Annotated in this window: 24 protein-coding genes; 10 read left to right on the plus strand and 14 right to left on the minus strand. The window is 32.3% G+C overall.

The window, feature by feature from the left end; genetic code table 11:
* Positions 1-60: 60 nt before the first annotated feature.
* Positions 61-1,575, minus strand: a complete 1,515-nt coding sequence (locus TD29_RS15490; RefSeq protein ID WP_040281952.1) for a DEAD/DEAH box helicase — start codon at positions 1,573-1,575, stop codon at positions 61-63.
* 817 nt (positions 1,576-2,392) lie between these two features.
* On the opposite strand from TD29_RS15490, the gene TD29_RS15495 reads away from it, so the two are divergent.
* Positions 2,393-2,959 carry an ExbD/TolR family protein gene (locus TD29_RS15495; RefSeq protein WP_040281954.1) on the plus strand — a complete coding sequence of 189 codons (567 nt, stop codon included), beginning with the start codon at positions 2,393-2,395 and terminating at the stop codon, positions 2,957-2,959.
* 12 nt (positions 2,960-2,971) lie between these two features.
* Here the strand turns inward: TD29_RS15495 and TD29_RS15500 are convergent, their stop codons facing one another.
* The 3 genes from TD29_RS15500 to TD29_RS15515 form a co-directional block, all read right to left on the minus strand.
* Positions 2,972-3,391: a 3D domain-containing protein gene (locus TD29_RS15500; protein WP_040281956.1), complete on the minus strand. Its 420-nt coding sequence runs from the start codon at positions 3,389-3,391 to the stop codon at positions 2,972-2,974.
* 11 nt (positions 3,392-3,402) lie between these two features.
* Positions 3,403-3,717, minus strand: a complete 315-nt coding sequence (locus tag TD29_RS15505) for a hypothetical protein (RefSeq protein ID WP_040281958.1) — start codon at positions 3,715-3,717, stop codon at positions 3,403-3,405.
* Positions 3,718-4,133: 416 nt separating this feature from the next.
* Positions 4,134-6,134 carry an alpha-ketoacid dehydrogenase subunit alpha/beta gene (locus TD29_RS15515; RefSeq protein WP_040281961.1) on the minus strand — a complete coding sequence of 667 codons (2,001 nt, stop codon included), beginning with the start codon at positions 6,132-6,134 and terminating at the stop codon, positions 4,134-4,136.
* 154 nt (positions 6,135-6,288) lie between these two features.
* Here TD29_RS15515 and TD29_RS15520 point away from each other — a divergent pair, with 154 nt between their 5' ends.
* From TD29_RS15520 to TD29_RS15540, 5 genes are all read left to right on the plus strand, one after another.
* The gene (locus TD29_RS15520; protein ID WP_040281963.1) at positions 6,289-7,236 is read left to right on the plus strand and encodes an isopenicillin N synthase family dioxygenase; all 948 of its coding nucleotides are present in this window, start codon (positions 6,289-6,291) and stop codon (positions 7,234-7,236) included.
* Positions 7,237-7,334: 98 nt separating this feature from the next.
* On the plus strand, positions 7,335-7,667 hold the full coding sequence (locus TD29_RS15525; protein ID WP_040281965.1) for a translation initiation factor: 333 nt from the start codon (positions 7,335-7,337) through the stop codon (positions 7,665-7,667).
* Positions 7,664-8,611: a DUF1835 domain-containing protein gene (locus TD29_RS15530; RefSeq protein ID WP_040281967.1), complete on the plus strand. Its 948-nt coding sequence runs from the start codon at positions 7,664-7,666 to the stop codon at positions 8,609-8,611. The genes TD29_RS15525 and TD29_RS15530 overlap by 4 nt, the downstream gene beginning before the upstream one ends.
* On the plus strand, positions 8,601-9,470 hold the full coding sequence (locus tag TD29_RS15535) for a nucleoside phosphorylase (RefSeq protein ID WP_040281970.1): 870 nt from the start codon (positions 8,601-8,603) through the stop codon (positions 9,468-9,470). Before TD29_RS15530 ends, TD29_RS15535 begins: the two co-directional genes overlap by 11 nt.
* A gap of 23 nt (positions 9,471-9,493) precedes the next feature.
* Positions 9,494-10,351, plus strand: a complete 858-nt coding sequence (locus TD29_RS15540; RefSeq protein ID WP_040281972.1) for a substrate-binding domain-containing protein — start codon at positions 9,494-9,496, stop codon at positions 10,349-10,351.
* A 357-nt stretch (positions 10,352-10,708) separates the two neighbouring features.
* Here the strand turns inward: TD29_RS15540 and TD29_RS15545 are convergent, their stop codons facing one another.
* Positions 10,709-11,374, minus strand: a complete 666-nt coding sequence (locus TD29_RS15545) for a uracil-DNA glycosylase (protein ID WP_040281974.1) — start codon at positions 11,372-11,374, stop codon at positions 10,709-10,711.
* Between the two features lie 178 nt (positions 11,375-11,552).
* Here TD29_RS15545 and TD29_RS15550 point away from each other — a divergent pair, with 178 nt between their 5' ends.
* Positions 11,553-13,721 carry an endonuclease MutS2 gene (locus TD29_RS15550; RefSeq protein ID WP_040281976.1) on the plus strand — a complete coding sequence of 723 codons (2,169 nt, stop codon included), beginning with the start codon at positions 11,553-11,555 and terminating at the stop codon, positions 13,719-13,721.
* Between the two features lie 108 nt (positions 13,722-13,829).
* On the plus strand, positions 13,830-14,252 hold the full coding sequence (locus tag TD29_RS15555; RefSeq protein WP_040281977.1) for a thiol-disulfide oxidoreductase DCC family protein: 423 nt from the start codon (positions 13,830-13,832) through the stop codon (positions 14,250-14,252).
* A gap of 318 nt (positions 14,253-14,570) precedes the next feature.
* Here the strand turns inward: TD29_RS15555 and TD29_RS15560 are convergent, their stop codons facing one another.
* From TD29_RS15560 to aroC, 6 genes are read right to left on the minus strand one after another with little or no spacing between them, the layout of a single operon-like run.
* Positions 14,571-15,344: a CPBP family intramembrane glutamic endopeptidase gene (locus tag TD29_RS15560; RefSeq protein WP_152611540.1), complete on the minus strand. Its 774-nt coding sequence runs from the start codon at positions 15,342-15,344 to the stop codon at positions 14,571-14,573.
* A 27-nt stretch (positions 15,345-15,371) separates the two neighbouring features.
* Complete coding sequence (locus TD29_RS18540; protein ID WP_161792623.1) at positions 15,372-15,536, minus strand: hypothetical protein; 165 nt, start codon at positions 15,534-15,536, stop codon at positions 15,372-15,374.
* 31 nt (positions 15,537-15,567) lie between these two features.
* Complete coding sequence (locus TD29_RS15565; protein WP_040281981.1) at positions 15,568-15,897, minus strand: hypothetical protein; 330 nt, start codon at positions 15,895-15,897, stop codon at positions 15,568-15,570.
* 2 nt (positions 15,898-15,899) lie between these two features.
* Positions 15,900-16,724: a sulfurtransferase gene (locus TD29_RS15570; protein ID WP_040281983.1), complete on the minus strand. Its 825-nt coding sequence runs from the start codon at positions 16,722-16,724 to the stop codon at positions 15,900-15,902.
* 6 nt (positions 16,725-16,730) lie between these two features.
* Positions 16,731-18,056 (minus strand): dicarboxylate/amino acid:cation symporter, encoded by a 1,326-nt coding sequence (locus tag TD29_RS15575; RefSeq protein ID WP_040281985.1) that lies wholly within the window; start codon positions 18,054-18,056, stop codon positions 16,731-16,733.
* Between the two features lie 54 nt (positions 18,057-18,110).
* Entirely contained in the window at positions 18,111-19,172 is a 1,062-nt protein-coding gene (gene aroC / locus TD29_RS15580; RefSeq protein WP_040281987.1) for a chorismate synthase, read from the minus strand.
* A gap of 189 nt (positions 19,173-19,361) precedes the next feature.
* Between aroC and TD29_RS15585 the strand changes: the two genes are divergently transcribed.
* Complete coding sequence (locus TD29_RS15585; RefSeq protein ID WP_040281989.1) at positions 19,362-20,249, plus strand: UDP-2,3-diacylglucosamine diphosphatase; 888 nt, start codon at positions 19,362-19,364, stop codon at positions 20,247-20,249.
* Here TD29_RS15585 and TD29_RS15590 read toward each other — a convergent pair.
* Positions 20,211-23,153 (minus strand): FAD-binding and (Fe-S)-binding domain-containing protein, encoded by a 2,943-nt coding sequence (locus TD29_RS15590; RefSeq protein ID WP_040281991.1) that lies wholly within the window; start codon positions 23,151-23,153, stop codon positions 20,211-20,213. The two genes, TD29_RS15585 and TD29_RS15590, sit on opposite strands and share 39 nt — an antisense overlap.
* 150 nt (positions 23,154-23,303) lie before the next feature.
* Between TD29_RS15590 and TD29_RS15595 the strand changes: the two genes are divergently transcribed.
* Positions 23,304-23,786, plus strand: coding sequence for a hypothetical protein (locus TD29_RS15595; protein WP_040281993.1), 483 nt, complete (start codon positions 23,304-23,306; stop codon positions 23,784-23,786).
* A gap of 80 nt (positions 23,787-23,866) precedes the next feature.
* On the opposite strand, the gene TD29_RS15600 is transcribed toward TD29_RS15595, so the two are convergent.
* Positions 23,867-24,382 (minus strand): DinB family protein, encoded by a 516-nt coding sequence (locus tag TD29_RS15600; RefSeq protein WP_040281995.1) that lies wholly within the window; start codon positions 24,380-24,382, stop codon positions 23,867-23,869.
* Positions 24,383-24,465: 83 nt separating this feature from the next.
* Positions 24,466-24,945, minus strand: a complete 480-nt coding sequence (locus TD29_RS15605) for an Lrp/AsnC family transcriptional regulator (protein ID WP_040281997.1) — start codon at positions 24,943-24,945, stop codon at positions 24,466-24,468.
* Between the last annotated feature and the right edge of the window lie 21 nt (positions 24,946-24,966).

The following is a 24,966-nucleotide window of genomic DNA, read 5'->3' on the forward strand; positions in this document are numbered from 1 at the left end:
TAATCTCAAAAATAAGGCGTAAAAAGGGTATTTATTTAAATATTACGTTAAAATTTTGGACTAAAACTTGCCATTAAAGCTCAATCGAAGTTTACGCGTATACTCTTCTAATAACCATTCTTTATAATTTTTTGTACTATTCATAATACAATAACAATACTGTTTAATGCGGTAACAAATATCATCATGTAATAATTTAGACAGTTCTCTAGCCTCAAAAACATCTTCACTATTTGCAATTACCAATTTAGAATGTTGTGCTATACTGTTTTCAATTGCTTGCATTGATTTATGACCAGCTCGAGTGACTTTTTTGTATTCTTCTTTTATGTCAAAATCATCGTTAGGATTTTTCTTAAAACGTTTTTTAAGCGACTCTGGCATGGCATATACAAATTCACGCTCAATATCTTCATCGTTACGTAAATTTTCTAAATAAAAGTCTGGGTTTTTAAAAATATGTTGCCAATCTACGGGTTGACTCCAAGGTCCAAATCTAATAGCATTGTTACCTAAATCAATAACTTTAAACGTCGTTTTATCACCTTTTATTCTAGACCCTCTTCCAATCATTTGAAAGTACAAGGTAAGTGATCGCGTTGCTCTATTTAATATGATGGATTCTACCGAAGGTTCATCAAAACCTGTTGTTAATATACTAACAGAAGACAAGATACCATTAGGCGTATTTTTAAACCACTTTAAAATATCTTTACGCTCTTGTTTACTACAGGTATTATCCAAATGACGCACATCATAACCAGCGCGTTTAAAGGTATAATAAACCTCCTTTGACGTATTTATACCATTATTAAAAATAAGTGTTTTTTTACCTTTACTAAGTTCTTCATATGCAAATAACAACTTGCCTTGCATTGCTGTATTACTATATAAAGCTTCAGATGATTTCACGGTATAGTCACCGTTAATACCAATTTTTAATGTATTTAACTCGACATCATAGTTGTAAATTTCCGCAGCTGCTAAAAAACCATTTTTTATTAACGTAGAAATATTATCACCAACAATTAGCTCTTTATAATTGTCTTTCATTGGGAGTTTAATATTACTACTTAAAGGTGTAGCTGTTACTCCAAGAATAAAGCAATTTTCAAAAAAACCAAATAATTTTCTAAACGAATTATAATGGGCTTCATCAATAATAACTAAGCCAATATCCTCTAAATTTAACTTGCCATCATTAAGCCTGTTATTAAGCGTCTCGACCATAGCAACAAAACATTCGTATTGATCCTGATCTGGTAACTCTTTAACTTTACTGTTAATAATTTTATTATGAACACCAAAATTATGCAATACTTTAGAGGTTTGCTTACACAATTCAATACGATGTGTTAGTATGACAACTTTCTTTTTATGCTTATTTATATATCGTCTTACAATTTCAGAAAAAATAACTGTTTTACCACCTCCTGTAGGCAGTTGGTACAATAGATTGTAGTTATTTGGAGCCGCATCAAACACTTCAAAAATGCGCTTTAAATCGGCAATTTGATAGTCATATAGACGCTTTTTCGTTCCTTTATTTGATAAGGCTTGTAAGGTTTCGGACATATAAATTAATAGCTTCTGAAAAAAAAATTCTCACAAAATTAACGCTTTACAAAGGTTAATTGAGCATATTGTTGACAACAATTGAAAAGTAATTCCCTCTTTTTTGTGTTAAAATTTGTTAAAAAACTACTTTGTTATGCATAGTACTGTAACAAAACTATTCATCTGTCGTCTTTTAAGTATAACATTAAACAAACCAGCTGAATATAATTCAGTATTAAATCAATTATTATGAGAACTTTAAACAATAATCAATTATCGAGTACAGGAACTGAAACACGAATGTATACATGGAACCAAAAAAGACGTTATAGGTAAAAACCTTCAATCAATCAATCAATCAATCAATCAATCAATCAATCAATCAATCAAAGCTGAACTTTTCAGCATAAAAAAATCAAAATCATGAGAACATTAAATAGCAATCAAATTACAAGTACATCAACAGAAACTAGAATTTTTACGTGGAACCAAAAAAGACGATATAGATAATATATCAAAACATCAATCAAAAAATCAATCTGCCATGAAAGCATTATCAAGAATTATTAATACATCACACACAACAAACGACGATTTAGAAACGTTACGTTAGTGTTATAATTAAATTTTCATCAATCTACGAGATCTGTAATTAGTTCAGATTCAAAATCTAATCGAGAAAGACCAGTATACAATTTGTATTCTGGTCTTTTTGCATTAACATAATTTTATGGTATCGTTTTTGTGACTTCCCTCCTATTATTAATCATCTTTTATACAAACAACCTAGAAATTACTTCTGGTTTTAGTTTGTAAGATTTAAACACTCACTATTATGAAAAGTACAAGACGACATTACCCAGAAGTCAATGCAGGATCTATGGCAGATATTGCATTTTTACTCCTTATTTTTTTCTTAGTTACTGCTGTTATTCCTAAAGACAAAGGCATTAATAGGAAGTTACCAGCTCCTTGTCCAGAAAACGTAAATTGCAACGATGGTCACGTGAACATGCGCAATATACTAGTTATAAAAGTTAATGCTAGTAACGAATTACTCGTTGATAATGAACTCATTTCTATAAACGAGCTTAAAACGATTACAAAAACATTTTTAAATAATAATGGTGATAGTTCTTGCGATTATTGTGATGGTTTAAACGATATTTCTTCATCAGACAATCCCCAAAAAGCAATTGTATCTTTAGCCAACGACACCTTGACGTCTTACGAATTTTATATTAAAGTACAGGATGAAATTACAAAAGCATATTATGAATTAAGACGTGATTATGCTAAAAATAAATGGAATAAACCAACCAATGAACTCTCTATAAAAGAACTTCAAGAAGTTAAAAAAGCGTATCCTTTTAAATTATCTGAAGCAGAGATTAAGCATTAGGCAATACTGTTATTAATATATAATAATTGAGTCTTTAATAGTCTCAATTCTATAACTGATGTTAACCTTGCGTCTACCCCATTTTTTCGCAGCTTTAACATCAGTTCCCATATAAAGGTCTATTTTGTTTTTAAATCGACGATTCATTTTATCCTTGACCAAATAAGTGCCTTCCAAACCTTCAACTTTCACTAAAGTATTGTGTCCCAAACCACTTTCAAGCAAATCTCTAGAGACTGCAATATATTTTAGTCCAGGTTTTAAACTATCGCCAAATGCTGTAATATGCGGATTAGAATTTGTTTGATACATTAAAGAATTATAAGCTGTAGCAGTAACCTCAATCGTTTTCCATTGGTAGTTATTTGTTTCTTCCTCTTTACAACTTAGTAAGAGTAAAATAACTAAAAGAACAACCAGTTTTAAGTTCACAATTGGTACATTTAAAAAAGTTTAGAAAGATCTATAATACTCGCTGCAAAAATTGAAATAATTAATAAAATTAAAATAGAATTCACCAACAACCCAATTATTTTTTTTACTGAAATAGGCTCTTTCAACCCTTTCATACTATAAAAAAAGCCAGTAATTCCTGCAATAAGAACTACAGCTATAGAAAAACTACTTGCGTAAGTGTATGTTTCTTCGGAAATTCTATTACTCGCGGCCAGAAACTGAAAAAGAACAAATATCAAAAAACAAACAATCGAGATGATTGCGAACTGAAAGGCTTTATTAGTGTTTTTGCTTAAGTTCATTTTATAAATTAAAAAGAGTAATTATACCTTTTATTTAGCTATTCAATTGTCGTTTTTATTTATATTAAAACCCAAATCTATAACGATAAACATTAGATCCAATAACCATAAAAATCAATGTAATCGGAATATTAATTAGAACAAATAATATCACTTTTCCAAAAACAAGTCTTAAGTTTTTTCTCTAAATCCCTAAATAAATGAGTTGCACTAACATGATACTATTTATAAAACTCGCTAATAAAAAAAACAAGACACCTATTAAGGCCAAACTTTCCAAACTGAACAATAAAAATCCTAAAAAAATGAGCGTACCAATTATAAAAGACCCAATTGCAATTTTTTTAGCATATGCAATACTAGCTCTTTCATATACGCTCAGTCTTTTCAAGATATAAACGAATTTCTTTTTTATTTCAATAATTCAACAACGCAACTAAAGCTTCTTCAAACCTACCTTTTGCCATATACTGCTCTTCCAACTGCCCAATAAAAGGAATAGGCGTTTCCATACTTGCCACACGCTTTACTGGTGCATCTAATTGCTCAAAACAGTTTTCCATTATTAGAGAAGAAATATCACTTGCAATACCTCCAAAAAGAGAGTCTTCTTGTAAAATAATAGCTCTACCTGTTTTTTTAACAGAAGCATAAATAGCCTCTGTATCTATAGGTTGTAAACTTCTTAAATCTATAAGGTCTGCATTAATATTTGGATTCTTTTCTAAAGTTTCTAAAGCCCAATGCACGCCTGCTCCATAAGTTATAATCGTCACATCAGTTCCTTCTTTAAGCAAAGCTGCTTTACCTAAAGGAATTGTAAAATAATTAACTGGTACCTCTTGACGAATACTTCTATACAAGGCCTTGTGCTCAAAAAACAAGACTGGATTAGGCTCTTCAATTGCTGTAGCCAATAAGCCTTTTGCATCATAAGGGAACGCTGGATACACCACTTTTAAACCTGGAGTTTTTGTAAACCAAGCTTCATTGGTTTGCGAGTGAAAAGGTCCTGCAGCAACACCTCCTCCACAAGGCATTCTAATAACAACATCTGCTTGTTGACTCCAACGATAATGTGATTTAGCTAAATAATTTACAATTGGATTAAATCCAGAGGTCGCAAAATCTGCAAATTGCATCTCCATAACTGCTTTCATCCCAGCGATTGATAATCCCATAGCTGCTTCTACAATTGCCGATTCACAAATTGGCGTGTTCCGTACACGTTCTTTTCCAAACGCGTCTACAAAACCTTCAGTGATTTTAAAAACACCTCCATACTCAGCAACATCTTGTCCCATAATGACCAAATCATTATGTTTTTCCATAGATTGCTTAAGACCTTGAGAAATGGCATCTATAAACCTTAACTCTTCAGTTTTGGCGCTTGGAGTTGACTCTTTATATTGAAAATCGCTATATATATCATTTAATTCTGTTTCTACATTTGGTACAATAGCATCTTCATTATAAGCTAATTGTAGATGTTCATTAATTTCGTTAAGAATAGTTTCTCTAAAAGTTGTGTCGTCTTTTTCAGTTAACAAACCAAGCTCCATTAAATAGGCTCTAAAATTATCTACAGGATCTTTTTTAGCCCAATCATTCATGAGTTTTTTAGGAACATACTTTGTTCCGCTCGCTTCTTCATGACCACGCATTCTAAAAGTTTTAAACTCTATTAAAATCGGTCGCGGACGTTTACGAACGCTATCTGCCAATTTTTTAATTTTAGCATAGACTTCTAGTATATTATTTCCGTCGAGAATAAAAGATTCCATACCGTACCCTTTACCTCTATCGGCTATATCTTTACAGTTATATTGTTCACTTGTTGGCGTTGAGAGTCCGTAACCATTATTTTCAACACAAAACAAAACAGGTAATTGCCACACAGATGCGACATTCAACGCTTCATGAAAATCACCTTCACTTGTTCCACCTTCTCCTGTAAAAACGGCTGTTACTTGTTGTTTGTTTTTTAATACACTTGCTAAAGCAATACCGTCGGCGACACCTAATTGTGGTCCCAAATGCGAAATCATACCCACTAAATTAAACTCTTGAGTTCCAAAATGGAATGAGCGATCTCTACCTTTTGTAAATCCATTAGCTTTACCTTGCCATTGGCTAAATAATCGATATAACGGGATTTCTCGTGTTGTAAAAACCCCTAAGTTTCTATGCATTGGCAGGATATATTCCTCCTTATCTAATGCCATAGTCACTCCTACAGAAATCGCTTCTTGACCAATACCAGAAAACCATTTTGAAATTTTACCTTGACGTAATAAGATGAGCATTTTCTCTTCTATCATACGAGGTTTGAGCATATTTTTATAAAGACTTAAAAGTGTTTTGTCGTCTAGATTTTTCTTATTGTAGGCTATTAGACTTTTGGTTGAGGTCAACATTATTTGAAATATTTTATTAGTAAATCAAATGTAAATAAAAATTGACTTTTATACGGACTAACTCTGTTCTTTTTTAAGTGTAAGTGAAATATGTGATTTTAGGACAATTTTCGCTATTTTTGTTATCTTGACATTAAATTAAATCCAAGATACAATGAATAGAATACCAAGTGTGAATCTTCAAGATTTTCTCTCTGAAGACGCAAATAGAAAGCAAAAATTTATTGATGAAATTGGCAAAGCCTATGAAGAAATAGGTTTTGTAGCCTTAAAAGGACATTTTTTAAACGACCAATTGGTTGACAACTTATATGATGAAGTAAAGAACTTTTTTGATTTACCAGTAGAAACGAAACGCAGTTATGAAATTGAAGGTATTGGTGGCCAACGTGGTTATATTTCCTTCGGAAAAGAAAGTGCAAAAGGTAAAAAGGAAGGCGATTTAAAAGAGTTTTGGCATTTTGGACAATATGTTGAAGATGATCCTGAACGCGCTAAAGAATACCCTGAAAATGTCACAGTTAACGAACTTGAAAACTTCAATAAAACAGGTAAAGAAACCTATCAAATGTTAGAAAAAACGGCTAAATATGTATTACGTGCTTTAGCCTTATATCTAGATTTAGAAGAGACTTATTTTGATAATTATATCCATAATGGAAATTCAATATTAAGACCTATTCATTACCCTCCTATTCTTGAAGAACCTGAAAATGCAGTGCGTGCTGCTGCTCATGGCGATATCAATTTAATTACCTTATTAATGGGAGCTCAAGGACGAGGACTTCAAGTACAAAATCATAAGGGTGAATGGATTGATGCTATGGCAGAGCCTGACGAATTAATGATTAATGTTGGTGATATGTTATCGAGACATACCAACAATAAATTAAAATCTACGATTCACAGAGTTGTAAATCCGCCACGAGAACTTTGGGGAACGTCGCGCTACTCTATTCCATTTTTTATGCATCCAATTAGTGAAATGAAATTAGATGTATTAGAAAGTTGTATTGATGAAGACAATCCTAAGCAGTTTGACGATATCACAGCTGGTGAGTTTTTAAATGAACGCTTAATAGAACTTGGACTTAAGAAATAAGTATGCAGTGATTAGTATGTAGTTATACTCTAACGCACTACTGCAAACTGAAAACTGAGAACTGAGAACTGAGAACTGAGAACTGAAGACTAAAATCAATGGATTTACAAGACCAACTAAAAAACCTCTTTCCTGATCATGTGGAAGAAGAAGTTTCCGAAGAAAAAACGTCTAAAGACAAAGATCTTTGGTTACAAGATGACCCTATAATTTGTAAATACGAGAAACGAAAAGGGAAACCAATTACCATATTAGAAGGCTATACAGGTGCTACAGATGATTTTAAAAAGTTAGCCAAAGAATTAAAACAAAAACTAAGCGTTGGTGGAAGTTTTAAAGATGATAAAATTATCATTCAAGGTGATTATAGAGATAAGATCATGACCATCTTAAAAGCGAAAGGTTTTAACGTAAAACGTGTTGGTGGATGAGTAGCACAACGTTGCATATTACAAACGGAAATGCTTTAACAGATTATCTTTTAGAACTAGAGATTGTCACAAAAGCTAACGTGATTTCATGGCAGGAAACACTTTGTGTTGGACCTACAGTAGAGCTTGTAGCTTCAAAAGAGTTTATAAAAGCTAGAAAATCTTTCTTTAAGTCGTTTTATGATATCAATTTAAGTAAAAAACAAATAACTAGTGAGCTAAAAAAATTAGACGATATCGCTAGTTTTACTGAGATTGTTTTATGGTTTGAATATGATTTATTTTGCCATATTAATATGGTGGCAGTTATTAGTTTATTAGAGCAAAAAGGGATTTATTTACCCATATATCTTGTTTGTAGTGGTCGTGTTGAAGGTGAAAAAGAATTAAAAGCACTTGGGCAATTAAACCCAAAGCAACTACAAGCACATTATGATGAACGTGTTAAACTCAATGTTGACGATATTGCTTTAGCAACAAAGGTTTGGAAAATTTACTGCGGAAATGATCATAATTTACTTAAACCATTAATTACAAGACCATCGTCATTTAAATATATGAGTAATTGCTTAAAAGCGCATATTAAACGTTTTCCTGATGTACGAAGTGGTATTAGCACCTTAGAATACAATATTCTAACACTTGTAAAAGAAAATAAAATAACCTCTAGACATCATTTAGTAGGTTACACACTGCACTACCAAGGCTATTATGGTTATGGAGATTTACAATTAGCACGTGTAATAGATGTATTAGCACTCTTTTTTACTGAAACTGAAAACAGCTTAATTTTGAATAGAAAAGGACATTTAGCTCTAGAACACCAACATAATTATCAAGTAGAAATGAATAACACCATGTATTATGGAGGAGTACGTGCTCTAGATTTCAAATTTGATAAACAACAAAATAAACTTATAAAAACAGTATTAAATGCCAATTAAAGCATCTGAATTAATATTAAATCCTGATGGCAGTGTATATCACTTAAATCTTCGCCCAGAACATTTGGCGTCAACAATTATAACGGTTGGTGATCCTGATCGTGTATCTAGTGTCACAAAGCATTTTGATTCGGTTGAATTTAAAACGCACAAGCGTGAGTTTCATACACAAACTGGCACTTACAAAGGAAAAAAAATAACGGTAATTTCAACAGGTATTGGTACAGATAATATTGATATTGTTTTTAACGAATTGGACGCATTAGTCAATATTGATTTAGAAAAGCGAGAAATAAAACCTGACCTAACATCCTTAGACATTATAAGGATTGGAACATCTGGCTCAATCCAAAAAGAGATACCTATTAATTCATTTTTAATAAGCGAATATGCTGCTGGTTTTGATAGTTTACTTCATTTTTATGACAGCGAGCATGTGCAGTATTTTAAAATTTCCGAAGCATTAAAAACGCAAACTCATTGGTTTGACAAAAAATCTGACCCTTATGTTGTAAAATGTAGTGATCGCTTACTAGAAAAACTCACTAGTGATAAAACCGTTACAGGCTTTACTGCTACTAATGTTGGGTTTTATGGTCCGCAAGGTCGCATATTGAGATTACCAATACAAGATAACGACTTAAATGACAAACTGGCTAATTTTGATTTTGACGGCAAATCTATTACCAACCTAGAAATGGAAACTGCAGGAATTTATGGGATTTCTAATTTATTAGGCCATAATGCGCTTTCTATGAATGCTATTATTGCAAATAGAGCAACAGGTGAATTTAGCGAAACACCAAAAGAGCTTGTTAACGAACTGATTAAATACACGTTAGACAAAATAATAGAATAAGATTAATTATTTAAATAAATACATTGAAAAAAATAAACATAGGAGGCGTTCCTGAACATTTTAATCTTGCCTGGTATCTCACCCTTAAAAATGGTGAATATAAAGATGAAGGTATAAACCTACGTTGGAAAGATTATTTTGGAGGTACTGGTGCCATGAATAAAGCCTTGCGTGAAGGCGAGATTGATATGGCTGTAATACTTACAGAAGGCGTTATAAAAGATATAATTGATGGCAACCCTAGTAAAATTGTACAAACATTTGTACAATCTCCTTTAATTTGGGGAATTCATGTGGCTCATGATTCAAATTTTAAAACTATCGACGATTTAAAAGGAACGCGAGCAGCAATAAGCCGATATGGCTCTGGATCTCATTTAATGGCTTATATCAATGCCGAAAATCATAAATGGAATTTAGAAAAAGATTTAAATTTTGAGGTCATTAAAAATTTAGATGGTGCAGTTGAAGGCTTAACAAATGGTGATGCTGATTATTTTATGTGGGAAAAGTTTACAACAAAACCTATTGTAGACAATGGCGTGTTTAGAAGGATTGATAACTGCCCAACGCCATGGCCTTGTTTTGTTATTGCAGTGAGAGAAGATTTTTTAGAGTCTAATTTACAAGACGTCAAAACCATTTTAAATATTATTAATAATACTACAGAAGAGTTTAAAGACATCCCAAGTATTGATAAAACTATTGCTAATAGGTACGATCAACAATTAGAAGATGTACAAGAATGGCTATCACTCACAGAATGGTCTCAAGAGGTTATCGATGAAACTACAATTGATTTGATACAGGATAAGTTGTTAAACTTAGATATTATTCCTAAAAAAGTTGATTATTATAGTTTAGTTAAAAAATTATTCTAATGTTGGTAGGAAAAAATAGATGATACTTGTTTTATTATTAAAGGTTATAATCTTAGAGAAATAGGTAGTTTTACCTGTTTTTATTTTATAACTTTCTATTTATCAAAATTTTACTTATTTTAGCATAACCGAAACTTTTGATTATCTTAACTAATAATTTATTTTTATATGATAATAACAATTACTCTAGCACTTTCATTTTTAGTTGCATTAAACTTTTTGTTATTGATTTTTAGCTGTAACAAGACCACAAAAAGAGTTTCAAAAGAACAGCCTCTTGTTATAAAATCCGTGTCACCTAAAATTAGAACAGAAAAGCTTACGGTTAGTCATTTAGCTCCAACAGGGAGTTAATTATCACCATTTAATCTCTTTTTTATTATTTGAATTTAAGATTTTATTGGTTTTACTAAAATGCTTGTTACCAAACCAATACCCTCTATTTGCGCTCAATGGTGATGGATGACCTGAGGTTAAAACATTATGTTTAGTAGTATCAATTAATTTTATTTTCTTTTTTGCATAACCTCCCCAAAGTAAAAAAACAACGCCTTCTTTTTCATTGCTAATTGTTTTAATCACGTTATCAGTAAATTTTTCCCATCCTTTATTTTGATGGCTACCAGCCTCACGAGCCCTTACAGTCAATGTTGCATTTAATAATAAAACACCTTCTTTTGCTAAATGTTCTAAATTGCCAGATACAGGATATGGCATACCAAGATCACTTTCTATTTCTTTAAAAATATTTCTAAGCGATGGTGGATGAGCAACATCATCACCAACCGAAAAACATAAACCGTTGGCTTGATGCACTCCATGATAAGGATCTTGCCCAATTATAACCACTTTAACACTATCAAAATGACAAAGATTGAACGCAGAAAAAATGTTTTGTTTTGGAGGATAACATTCAAAACGGCTATATTCTTTTGATATATAATCACTTAATTCCACAAAATAAGAGGCTTCAAACTCATCTTGTAATTTTTCTTTCCAGCTTTGATGTATTGAAATTTCCATATTATTTATTAGTTATGCTTCGTCAAAATTATACAATATACCCTAAATATGTAATAGCATTCAAAATATAATTCTACCTACAACAAGTTAAACTACTCAACAACAGTACACTAAAACATTTTAATACTACATCATTAATAAGTACATTTGTAATTCTTCAATTAGAGACTAACTATTAATGATTAATATTCACGACAAGACTTTACAAGACGTAGAATTTTACACTGTATTACAACAAGTGTCAGAACTTTGTATTACCGATTTAGGCCGTATTGAATCCTTAAACATAAAACCTTTTACTACAAGAGAGAACGTCATTAAATCACTAGATTTTACAAATGAATATATCTCTTCGTTTTATAATGATAATAGAATCCCAAATCACGGATTCGAGCCTATCACAAAAGAGATCAAGCTGTTAAAAATTGAAAACTCTTATTTAGACACCAAAAGCTTTAAAAAAATCGCCTCCATTACACTCACTATAAGTGAGATTCTTAAGTTTTTAAAGAAATTTGAAGAGTATTACCCAACCTTGTTCCAGATATCTACAAAGTTAGAGGTTGTATCTCATATTATTACAGAAATAGATACCATAATAGATCGATTTGGAGATGTAAAAGACAATGCTACAAATACATTGTATCAATTACGTCAATCTATTAACACTGTGCGTGGTAAAATTAATGTAAGTTTTACTGCCGCTCTCACTCAATATCATAATTTAGAATATCTAGATGATATTAGAGAATCTGTGGTTGAAAACAAACGCGTTTTAGCTGTTAAAGCGATGTACCGACGCAAAGTTAAAGGAAGTATTATGGGCGGAAGCAGAACGGGAAGCATCGTTTATATCCAGCCAGAACAAACGTTTCAATATGCTCGCGAACTCAACAATTTAGAGTTTGATGAAAGTGAAGAAGTCGATAAAATTCTTAGAAACTTAACCGAATATATTCGTCCGTATGTTTCTCTTTTTCAACGCTATCAATCATTCTTAGTTAAACTAGATGTGATTTATGCAAAAGCTAAACACGCACAATCTATTAATGGTATTCTTCCAATACTTAACGACGAGAAAATATATAACGCAAAAGACGCCTACCATCCTTTACTTTATATATCTAATAAAGCCGAAGGCAAAAAAACCCATCCTCAATCCATTGTTTTACATCCAGAGAACCGCATTATCGTTATTTCTGGACCTAACGCTGGCGGAAAAAGCATCACGCTTAAAACCATAGGTTTAATGCAAGTTATGTTGCAAAGCGGCTTATTAATTCCGGTGCACGAAAAAAGCAACATATGCCTTTTTGACCGTATTATTAGTGACATTGGAGACAATCAATCTATAGAAAATCACCTAAGTACGTATAGCTACCGATTAAAACAAATGAACTTTTTTCTTCGGAAATGTAACAAAAACACCTTATTTCTTATCGATGAATTTGGAACTGGATCTGATCCAGAACTTGGAGGCGCTTTGGCTGAAACATTTTTAGAAGAATTTTATCATCGTGAAGCCTACGGAATAATTACAACTCACTACTCTAACCTAAAAGTGTTAGCAAACGAATTACCATTTATGCAAAATGCAAACATGATGTTTGATGAAAAGAGTTTAGAGCCTATGTTTAAATTGGTTTTAGGCCAAGCTGGTAGTTCATTTACGTTTGAAGTTGCACAAAAAAACGGCATTCCTTATAGCCTTATTAATCGTGCAAAAAAGAAAATTGAGCGTGGTAAAGTAAGATTTGATGCCACTATAGCAAAACTCCAAAAAGAACGTAGTAAACTAGAAAAAACAGAACGCTCCCTAAAAGAAAATGAGAAGAAAAAGCAATCTGAAGCAGATAAATTAGAGGAAGTTAATGCTAAGGTTCAAAAAAAATTAGAGAATTTTCAAGAATTATATGATTCTAATCAGCGTTTAATTTATTTAGGCCAAAAGGTTAACGACATTTCAGAGAAGTACTTTGAAGACAAAAAAAAGCGAGAGTTAATGGCAGAGCTATTTAAATTAGTTCAAATAGAAAACTCTAAACGCAAGAAAATTTCCGCTAAACAAAAAAGAGCAGTAAAGCATAAAGAAAAGCAGATTAAACAAGAAGCTGAGAAAAAGGTTGACATGATTCGTAAAAAGAAAAAAGCTGCCAAAATAAAAGCAAAACCTGTAGAAAAACCAAAACCTATACTTAGGTTAGGAGATCGTGTTAGAATGCACGACGGTCGTGCAGTTGGCACGATTGATAAAATAGAAAAAAATAAAGCTGTTGTGAATTATGGTATTTTTACAACCAATGTTAGTTTAGAACAATTAGAATTGGTTGAGGCTGTAAAACAATAAGCTTTAATTTATATAAACAATGATGATTATTACTTTTTCTAAAATCTAGCCTCACCTCTTTTAACACTTTTTAAAAAAAACTAATCATACTTAGTTTATCTTTGTAATGTGATAAAATCTTTACCTAAAAATAAGCAATTAATACTTTTTGATGGTGTTTGCAATCTTTGCAACTCTAGTGTGTTGTACGTTATAAAACGTGATAAAAAGAACAAATTTTTGTTTGCGCCTTTGCAAAGCAACATTGGAAATGATATTATCAAAAAGTTTAGTATAGATACCACAAAAACAGATTCTATTTTATTATATAACCCAATAAAAGAGACACTCACCTATAAATCTACTGCAGCCTTATTAATTACAAAACACTTAGGGTTTCCTACTAACCTACTTGCAGTTTTTTTAATTACACCCGCTTTTATTAGAAATTGGGTTTACAACTTTATTGCTAAAAATCGCTATAAATGGTATGGTAAAAAAGAGTCCTGTATGATACCAACTCCTGAATTGAAGTCTAAATTTATTGCATAAAAAAAGTCCTTTCGGGAAAAAAGGACTCTAATAATTAACAACTAATTAAAACTAAATTTAACTTTTAAATAATTTTTTAATCAAGAGGGATTATCTAACGATATATTGATTAATAGCACATTATTTATACTGTAAATTTACTGCATATGTTTAGTGTAGAATAAAAACATCGTTATAAACCAAATAAAAAAGTTTAAGATACCAGATGTGCAAAAAACATCTATAAAATACACGAATACAACTCATTAGTAGCACTTACGACTCTATAAATTATTATTATTTTAATTTTTGATAGAACTTTAAAGATTGAGATTCTCATTAATAAATGCCTGGCGCGTACTTACCAACCATGTACATGGCTATTAACACAAAGCAGTTATTTACAGCATGAAATACAATACCTGTAAGCAAACCATTGGTGCGTTTCACCGCATAGCCTGTGATTAAACCAAATACAAAATAAAATATAAAAAGTTCAAAATTAAAATGAACAACCGCAAATAGTACTGCTTGAACAACATTAGCCCACTTAAAACCAATATGTTTTTCTGTAGAAGACAAAATGATTCCACGAAACATAATTTCTTCATAAAAAGGCACTATAACAGCAATTATCAAAAAAGAAACACCAAAGCCGTACTCAAAAAGCAACGCTTTTATCTCTTCACGTATACTTAATGATTGAATAAACATAGAGGCTTCATCAATATCTATGAATATGCGAAGGACTTTTAAAATTATGACATTCACGATTAAAAACAATATGCTACATCCAATAATTTGCATATACCTTATATTGGATTGAAACACAAATTTCAAGCGTTTCTTGTTCAAGAAGAAAAGTGTTAATATTAAAACAATAACAGAATAAGCAATAAGCGTATTTGCGGTAAAGAGTTGTGTTTCTAATAATTCATCATCCACATAAGAATAGACAATATCAAAATAATAATTCATATAATCTTGATAATAGAAAATAACCATAAGCAGCATTTGAGCCATCAAATATGCAAAGCAGATTAACCAAAAATGCTTAAGAGTCCAATTTACCGGAATTCTTTTCTCTAACGCTATTGGCTTTATTTTAAACAATTTGTTAGCACTATATATTGGTAACACCTAAGCATCATAATCCTCTATGATTGAATTGAATCTAACATCTTTAGAGTTTACTAAAGTCTCAACAAAAAGTTTGTAACTATCTTCTTGATTTACTTTTATTTCTTGAGCGTTACTTAACGTAGTAATTACAAAAACAAAAACACTAAAAATGCTTCTTATCATAATTTAAATTTATGTGTATTTAGCACAAGTATTATGTCAATATCTTCTTTAAACTATTATACATGGCATGTTCCATTTGATCCATTTTACCATCTGCAAAGGCCATCAATTTAATATCTGCGAATAACGCATCAGGATTATTTTTATAAAACTGAGATGCATTGACAGCTTCAACTATTTTAGTAATACTTTGATAATCATTATCTGCATCAAATTCATTTTTAATATGAATATATGTGTCTAAATCTACGCGAGATAAAATATACTCATGCTCTCGCTTTGTTTCTTTTAAATCTGAATGTGCCACATACAATAAAATATATGCTACCAATTCTTGTTTACTCCAATTTGTGTGTTCCATAATTATTGAATTAAAGTTCCGTATTCTGTCCATGAACCATCATAAACAGCAATTTGTTGATAACCTAAAATACATGCAGCTAAAGCTAAAATACAAGCTGTAATGCCAGATCCACAAGAGAAAACCAACCTCCTTTCTTCTATGTTAAATGTATCAAAAATTACTTTTAGCTCATCTTTAGGCTTCAAACAGCCGTCGTTAAGCAACACATTGTATGGCAGGTTTTGAGAATTTGGAATTGTCCCACTTCGCAATCCTACTCTAGGCTCTTTAGCTTTTCCTTTAAATCTTTCTTCGGAACGTGCATCTAAAATCAAACCTATTTTATCAGTTGATATTTCAGAAATACCTTTGAAAAAAATCATATTTTTTGCATTATATGTTGCAGAAAAGTTACCCGTTTTCCAGTGTTTAGATTCTAAAAAATTTACGGTTTCGTAATTTTGCTGTTTCCATTGTGGAAGTCCGCCATCTAATACAGCTACATTTTCAAAACCAAAGGTTTTAAATAACCACCACACTCTAGCGCTAGAATAAATACCTTTGTTATCATACACGACTATTATAGAATCTTGATGAATACCTAGTGCTCTTGCTTCATGTTGAAATTGTGCTTCGGAAGACACTGTTGTTGGAAACTCTGCTTCTATATCACTAAACTTTCCTTTTAGATCAAAATACCTCGTTTTAGGAATCCATTCTTCCGAAGTAAAAGTCCCTACATCATTTACTTTTTTAATAGTTGCATCTAAAACGATTAGATTGTCATTATTTATATGCTGATGAAGCCAACTAACACTAACAGTTTGAGATGTATCATTACGCATTTTAATTTATTTTACAGCGTCATAATTATCATCCCAATCCTTAGGTTTAGGATCATGTAGTTTACCTACAGATTTAGCAACTATCATAGACACTGTTGCATCACCAGTTACATTTACAACTGTTCTACACATATCTAAAGGTCTATCTACCGCAAAAATTAAAGCTAAACCAATTGGTAATAATTCTGGCGGTAACCCTACAGATTCTAAAACAATTACAAGCATCACCATTCCTGCTCCAGGAACAGCAGCACTACCAATAGACGCTAATAAAGCGGTTAAAACAATTGTAATTTGATCTGCGAAAGTTAAGTCTAAACCAAGTGCTTGGAAAATAAATACCGCAGCCACGGCTTGATACAAACTTGTACCATCCATATTTATGGTGGCGCCAACAGGAAGCACAAAACTAGACACCTCTTTATCTACTCCAATATGCTCTTCTACTCGCTCCATTGTTACAGGAAGTGTTGCAGCACTTGAACTCGTAGAAAATGCTAAAAGTTGTGCAGGACTAATTTCTTTTAAAAACCAAAATGGATTTTTCTTAGTAACTGTCCCAACAAGAACACTATAAAAAACAATCATTAATGCTAAACCAAAAACTACGACACCTGCATACTTTAGCAAGGCATATAAAATATCTGGATCATCTGAAGATACAACAACATTTGCTAATAAAGCAAACACTGCAACAGGAGCAGATAACATGATTAAATCTACCATTTTTAGCACCACATCGTTTAAAGAATCAAATAATTTCTTTAACGGTTCTGCTGACTTTTCTCCTATTAAAAGCATTGAAATCCCCAAAAAGATAGCAAAGAAAATCACTTGAAGCATTAGCTTGTTATTGCTTAATGCATTAAACGCATTATCAGGAACCATATCTTCTAAAAACTGTAAAGGACCAGAATCCTTCTGTTTTGAAGCTTCAGCTATTTTTGCTTTTACACTACTATTTTCAGAATAAGTTTCAGTAAGTTTCGCTATAGTTTCATCAGAAACACCATCTCCTGGTTGCATAATATTAACTAGCGCTAAACCAATAGAAATTGCAATTACAGTTGTTAAAATATAGATTCCTATAGTTTTTAAACCAATATTTTTAAACTTAGAAATATCTTTTAAATCTGAAATCCCTTTAATTAAAGAGGCTAAGATTAATGGAATAGCAATAAGTTTCAATAATTTTACAAAAATAGAACCTATAGGCTTGATCCAATCTTCGGTAAAAGCTCGTCCGCCATCAATTTGTAGCATTATAAAACCAAATACTAAACCGAGTAGCATTCCTATTAAAATTTTCCAGTGTAATGCTAGTTTTTTCATAAGCTCTTTTAGTGTTATAGGGACATTTCCGAAGAAATATAAATTATTTAAGTATTAGTTATACATTTTATTTAGCAAATAGAAATCAGCTATGACTAAAGCTGCCATAGCCTCTACAATTGGTATTGCACGAGGCACAACACATGGATCGTGACGACCTTTACCTTGCATTTCAACAATTTCTCCTGCACTATTAAGCGCATCTTGTTTTTGTATTACGGTTGCCACAGGTTTAAAAGCAACTCTAAAGTAAATGTCCATGCCATTACTTATACCTCCTTGAATTCCTCCAGAAAGATTTGATTTTGTAGTACCATCCTCGTTGAATAAGTCATTATGCTCTGTACCTTTCATTTTTGCGCCACAAAAGCCACTGCCATATTCAAACCCTTTTACGGCATTTATAGAAAGCATCGCTTTACCTAACTCGGCATGGAGTTTATCAAAAACAGGCTCTCCTAAACCAATAGGGACATTCTGTAATACACATGTTACTGTACCACCAATAGTATTCCCTTCTTTTTTAATGTCTTTTATTTTGGCAATCATCTGTTCTGCAACATCTTGATCTGGACAACGCACAGCATTACTTTCAATTTTAGAAAAATCTAAATCTTGGTATGGTTTTTCTAAAAACAAATCACCTACAGATGATGTGTATGCATTAATTTTAATAGAACTTAAAAACTGTTTAGCAATTGCTCCTGCCACAACTCGACTAGCGGTTTCACGCGCAGAACTTCGACCTCCTCCTCTATAATCTCGTACACCATATTTTTTTTCATAGGTATAATCGGCATGACTAGGTCTATAAACATCTTTAATATGGGAGTAATCATTAGATTTTTGATTGGTATTTTTAATGACGAATCCTATTGGAGTTCCAGTGGTTTTACCCTCAAAAATTCCTGATAGAAACTCAACAGTATCAGGTTCTTTACGTTGGGTAACAATTTTAGACTGTCCAGGTTTTCGTCTATTCATCTCATTCTCAATGGCATCAAAATCTAATTGTATTCCTGGAGGACAACCATCAATAATACCACCAATTGCTACTCCATGAGACTCTCCAAAAGTGGTGAGTTTAAATATGTTTCCGAAAGAATTTCCTGCCATAAATTAAGATTTTACGCTAATGTACTTGTAAAAATAGAGAAACAAAAACAGAATCCCATAAAGCAGCGCAAATCTGTAGTAAAAACAACATAACAATTGCTTAACAATTTACTCATTGTTTGTTAATTACAATTTTTACGCAGTTTAAAAACATATTAATTTCTTTGTAATGTTAATAGCAAAAAGTTCATGAAAACAAAACGCAAAGTAGAAGTCGTCGTAATTTCTGATGTTCATTTGGGAACTTACGGTTGCCATGCTAAACAATTATTAACATACCTGAGTAGTATTTCTCCAAAAAAACTAATCTTAAATGGAGATATCATTGATATTTGGCAATTTAAAAAACGTTATTTCCCAAAATCACATTTAAGAGTCATCAAAAAAATTATGGATATGGCTTCTGAAGGTGTTGAAATAATTTACATTACAGGCAACCACGACGAGATGCTTCGAAAATTTAGCGATACCACTATTGGAAACCTATCTATAGTTGACAAAGTTGTTTTAGATCTTGACGATAAAAGTGCTTGGATTTTTCATGGAGATGTCTTTGACGTCGCTATTCAAAACGCCAAATGGCTTGCAAAATTGGGCGGTTACGGTTACGACCTTCTTATTGTTTTAAATCAACTTACCAATTGGTGCTTAGACAAAATGGGGAAAGAGAAATATTCGCTTTCTAAAAAAATAAAAAATAGCGTAAAAGGAGCTGTAAAATACATTAATGATTTTGAAAAAGTAGCTACCGATTTAGCGATTGAAAAGGGCTATGACTATGTGATTTGCGGTCATATACATCAACCAAAAATAGTTAAAGTAGAGAATAAACACGGCAACACAACATATTTAAACTCTGGCGATTGGATAGAGAATTTTACAGCTCTAGAATATCAATTTAAGCGTTGGAAACTTTATAATTACAACACTGATAAATTGCGCGCTTTTTATGCCGATCAAGACATAAAAGACATGGAAGTAAAAGATCTAATCGCAGCAATTACAGTTTTAGACCCAAAGACTAAAAAAAACAAACCCTCAAAGAAGAGCTCGTCTAAGAATCGTGATAGGATGTAGAGCCTCACGCTCAGTACCATCCTTGATTTGATGCCTACAACTTGTTCCATTAGCTGAAATTTGAACATCAACACCTGCATTTCTAATAGCAGGAAACAAGGTCTGCTCTCCTATTTGCATACTCACGTCGTAATGTTCTTTTTCATAGCCAAAACTCCCAGCCATACCACAACATCCACTCGAAATGATAGACACCCTATAATTTACTGGTAGATTCAAAACTGCAAAACTAGACGACTGATTCAACATTGCTTTTTGATGACAATGTCCATGAAATTTAATGTTTTTTTCTTCGGAAGAAAACTGAGAAGACCTAATATTACCTAGCTCTATCTCCTTTTGAATGAACTCCTCTATCAAGTAGGTATGCTTGGCAATATGCTTTGCGGAAGACTTATCATCTGCTAACCTCAAATACTCATCTTTAAACGTCAATATAGCCGAAGGCTCAATCCCTATTAGTGGTGTATTCTCAGAAACCAAATCTTTAAATATAGCCACATTTTGATTTGCCAAAAGCTTAGCCTGTTTTAGTAACCCTTTTGATAAAAATGAGCGCCCAGACTCTTTGTGATTTATAAATTTCACATTATAATTTAAAGCCTTTAAAAGTGCAATAGCATCTAATCCAATTGCCGTGTCTAAATGATTTGTAAATTCATCATTAAACACATAAACATCCTTAACAAAAACAGACGTATAATTTTTATTTTTAATGTTTTGAACTTCTTTACTTAAACTTTTACTTGAAATTAAAGGCAAGCTTCTTTTTATAGCAATCCCGAAGGTTTTTTTCAATAATAACGACGATAATGTATTAGAAAACATAAAATTTGTGAGTCCAGGAAACACACTTCCGAAGTCATTAAAACGATTATTATAAGCAAACAATTTTGTTCTCCAACTCACACCATTCTCCTTTTGATATTGATATTGAAATTCAGCTTTTAAACTCGCCACATCAACACTACTTGGACATTCACTTGCACACGCTTTACAACTCAAACATAAATCAAAAACCTGTTTTAATTCCTTGCTATCAAACTTATTCATTTTCTGAGAGCTTGTCAGCACTTCTCTCAACGCATTGGCCCTCGCTCTCGTTGTGTCTTTCTCGTTTTTTGTTGCTCGATAACTAGGACACATCGTACCACCAAACTCTGGAAGTTTTCTACAATCTCCAGAACCGTTACATTTTTCAGCTTCCCTCAAAATACCATGAGAAGACGAAAAATCTAAAACAGTCTCCACCTCAGGTTCCGCCCTACCAGGTTGATAGCGCAAAGATTGATCCATAGGGTACGCATCCACAATTTTTCCTGGATTAAAAATGTTTTGCGGATCAAAAGCAGACTTAATACGCTTTAATATCTCATAATTCTCATCCCCAATCATCAATGGAATAAATTCTGCACGCACAATACCATCACCATGCTCGCCACTCATTGAGCCTCGATAACGTTTTACAAGATGAGCTGTATCTGTTGTGATTTTTCTAAACAACACTACATCGCTTTTCTTTTTTAAATTCAAAATGGGACGTAAATGCAACTCTCCTGCTCCAGCATGTGCATAATACACAGGCTTTTGACCATAACCTTTCATTAATTGCGAAAAATCTTTAATGTAGCCGGACAAGTCTTCAAGCGCCACAGCAGTATCTTCAATACAAGCAGCTGTTTTTTCATCACCAATCATATTCCCTAACAAACCCAATCCTGCTTTACGCAACTCATTAGCTTTATTAATATCATTAGCCTTGAGCAAAGGATTAGCAAAACTCAATCCTGAATTCTCAAGAGCATTAACCAATTCTCGAGTTTTTAAGTCTAGAGTATTAAAATCATCATCTCTAAGCTCACAGATTAAAATCGCTTCAGGATCACCCTCAATAAACACCCTATTTTCCTGTTGTGTTTTGTTATACTTAGTAAGATCTAAAATAGTCTTATCCATCATTTCACAAGTATAAAGCTGGTGCTCCATCACAATGGTCACTGCATTCATACAGTCTTCAATCGTTTTAAAATGTGCAGCAACCATAACACTGTTTTTAGGCGGCAGCTTATCTAATTTTAACGTGATTTGAGTTGTAAATGCCAACGTACCTTCACTTCCTGACAATAGTTTACATAAATTAAACGACACACCCTCTTCCTCTTTACCTTCGGAAATATCTGAAAACACTGTTGTTTTTATCAATTCATCTATAGCGTAACCCGTATTTCTGCGATGAATTTCTGGTTTTGGAAAATTAGATACGATTTGATCTCGCACCTCTTTAGACGATAATTGCGAGGTAATTGCCCTATATATATCACCTTCTAAATTGTTTAGCTTAGGTTTTAATTCAAATTCTGCCGAAGACAATGCTTTAAAAATCACCTCACTTTCATCACTTAAAACCGTATGCAACTCCAACACTTTATCACGAGTAACACCGTATTTTATTGAAGTTGTACCAGATGAATTATTCCCAACCATACCTCCAATCATACACCTATTGGATGTTGATGTATTGGGCCCAAAAAACAAACCGAAAGGTTTTAAATAATTATTGAGCTCATCTCTTACAACACCTGGTTGCACTGTGACAGTTTGTAACGCTTCGTTAATATCTAAAATTTTTGTAAAATATTTAGACACATCTACAACAATCCCCTTTCCTACGCATTGTCCTGCTAATGAAGTTCCTGCTGCTCTAGGAATTAATGACGTATTATGTTGTTTTGCAAAACGAATTAACACCTTAATATCATTACGGTTTTTTGGAAGCGCAACAGCCAAAGGCAACATTCTATATACCGAAGCATCTGTTGCATAGAGCGTTCGTATCAAATCATCAAAATGTAATTCACCTTCTAATTGAGAGGCTAATATTTTAAATTCTGAATTACTAATCATAAGACCAAATGTATATCGATAAAGCTAAAAATAAATCTAATAAAACAACAGTTTTGACGTTATATTTGCTAAGTTATTCTCAAAGTGTAACATATGACTTTTTTGCAAGTCATATTATTAGTTAATCTATAAAACAAACAATTAAATTTTATGAAAAAATTATTTTTAGTAGCAATAGCCCTTATTGGCTTTGCAATAGTAAACGCTCAAGACATCTCAGAAAACGCAATTGGCTTAAGATTAGGTGATAGCGATGGTTTTGGAGCTGAAGTTTCATACCAAAGAGCTCTTGGTGACAATAATCGTGTTGAAATTGATTTAGGCCTTAGAAGCGGAAATGGATATGATGGATTCAAACTTGCAGGTATCTACCAATGGGTCTGGCAACTTGATGGCGCCTTTAACTGGTATGCTGGTGCAGGTGGCGGATTAGGCTCTTATAGTTTTGACAATGTCCCTAGTGGTGTTGACGATAGTGAAACTTTTTTCTTTGTAGCTGGTGATATAGGAATTGAATACAACTTTGACTTCCCGCTTCAACTATCACTTGACGCGAGACCAGAGTTAGGATTTGGAGACTATAGAGATGACCTAGATTTTGATATCGCTTTAGGTGTTAGATATAGATTCTAATACAATTAAGCATTTTTACAGCATACAAAAACAGCCATTTCATTTTGAAATGGCTGTTTTACAATTAACCCTACTTCTATTTATAAATAGCGTTCTTTTATAATTTCACAATGATGATTTTCATGACCAATTAGAATAAAAGCCACTGCACGAGGCGATAAATTACTATTACTCGCAATACCAATGCGCTGTAACATTTCCGAAGAAAAACTTTCAAACAGAATTATACTCGCTAGTCTTACCGCCTTATATTCATTAATCAAACTAATCATTGAACGATTGTTCGCCTCACAACTTACCACATACTCATCTTGATCATACCCTGGAAACAATGTTTTATCTGCCCTTGCAATACACAAGGCTCGATAAGCAAAAATACGCTCTGTATCAATAATATGCTGAACAACCTCTTTAATTGTCCATTTACCATCAGCATAACGATATTCTAATTTTTCTTCGGAAATAGACTCTAAAAACGCAATTGTAGCATCTCCATTAACCCTTAATCCTTCTAAAATTGTAACTTCTCCCGCTTTTTGAATGTATTGCTGATAATAAGGATTATACTCAGCAACAGTTAGATCATCTTTAGTCATTATGAAAATATTTTAAGTTTAAAAATTAAAAAACCCTTCACTACAACTGTAATGAAGGGCTAAATTGTAATTACAAGTTAACATTATAACTCGTTAAAAATCGTATGCATTAAACGCTTCTTATCGTTGATACTTTCCTCTAAACTAATCATAGTTTCAGTTCTATAAATACCTTCAATATCATCTAACATAAAAATAATATCTTTTGCATGAGATGTGTTTTTAGCTCTCACTTTACAGAAAATATTAAACTTTCCAGTTGTAATATGAGCAACCGTTACATAAGGAATCTCATGTATGCGCTCTAAAACAAATTTTGTTTGGGACGTATTATTCAAGAACACACCAACGTATGCAATGAAAGAATAACCAAGCTTTAGATAATCTAAGGTCAAAGAAGACCCTCTAATGATTCCTGCTTCCTCCATTTTTTTCACTCTAACATGAACTGTTCCTGCAGAAATCACTAATTTTTTTGCGATATCAGTAAAAGGAATTCTTGTATTATCAATCAACATATCTAGTATTTGATGATCAATTTCGTCTAATTTGAATTTTGCCATTATTTTAGTATTCTTTGAATT

Source organism: Psychroserpens damuponensis (assembly GCF_000826655.1).
Taxonomy (GTDB): Bacteria; Bacteroidota; Bacteroidia; order Flavobacteriales; family Flavobacteriaceae; genus Psychroserpens; species Psychroserpens damuponensis.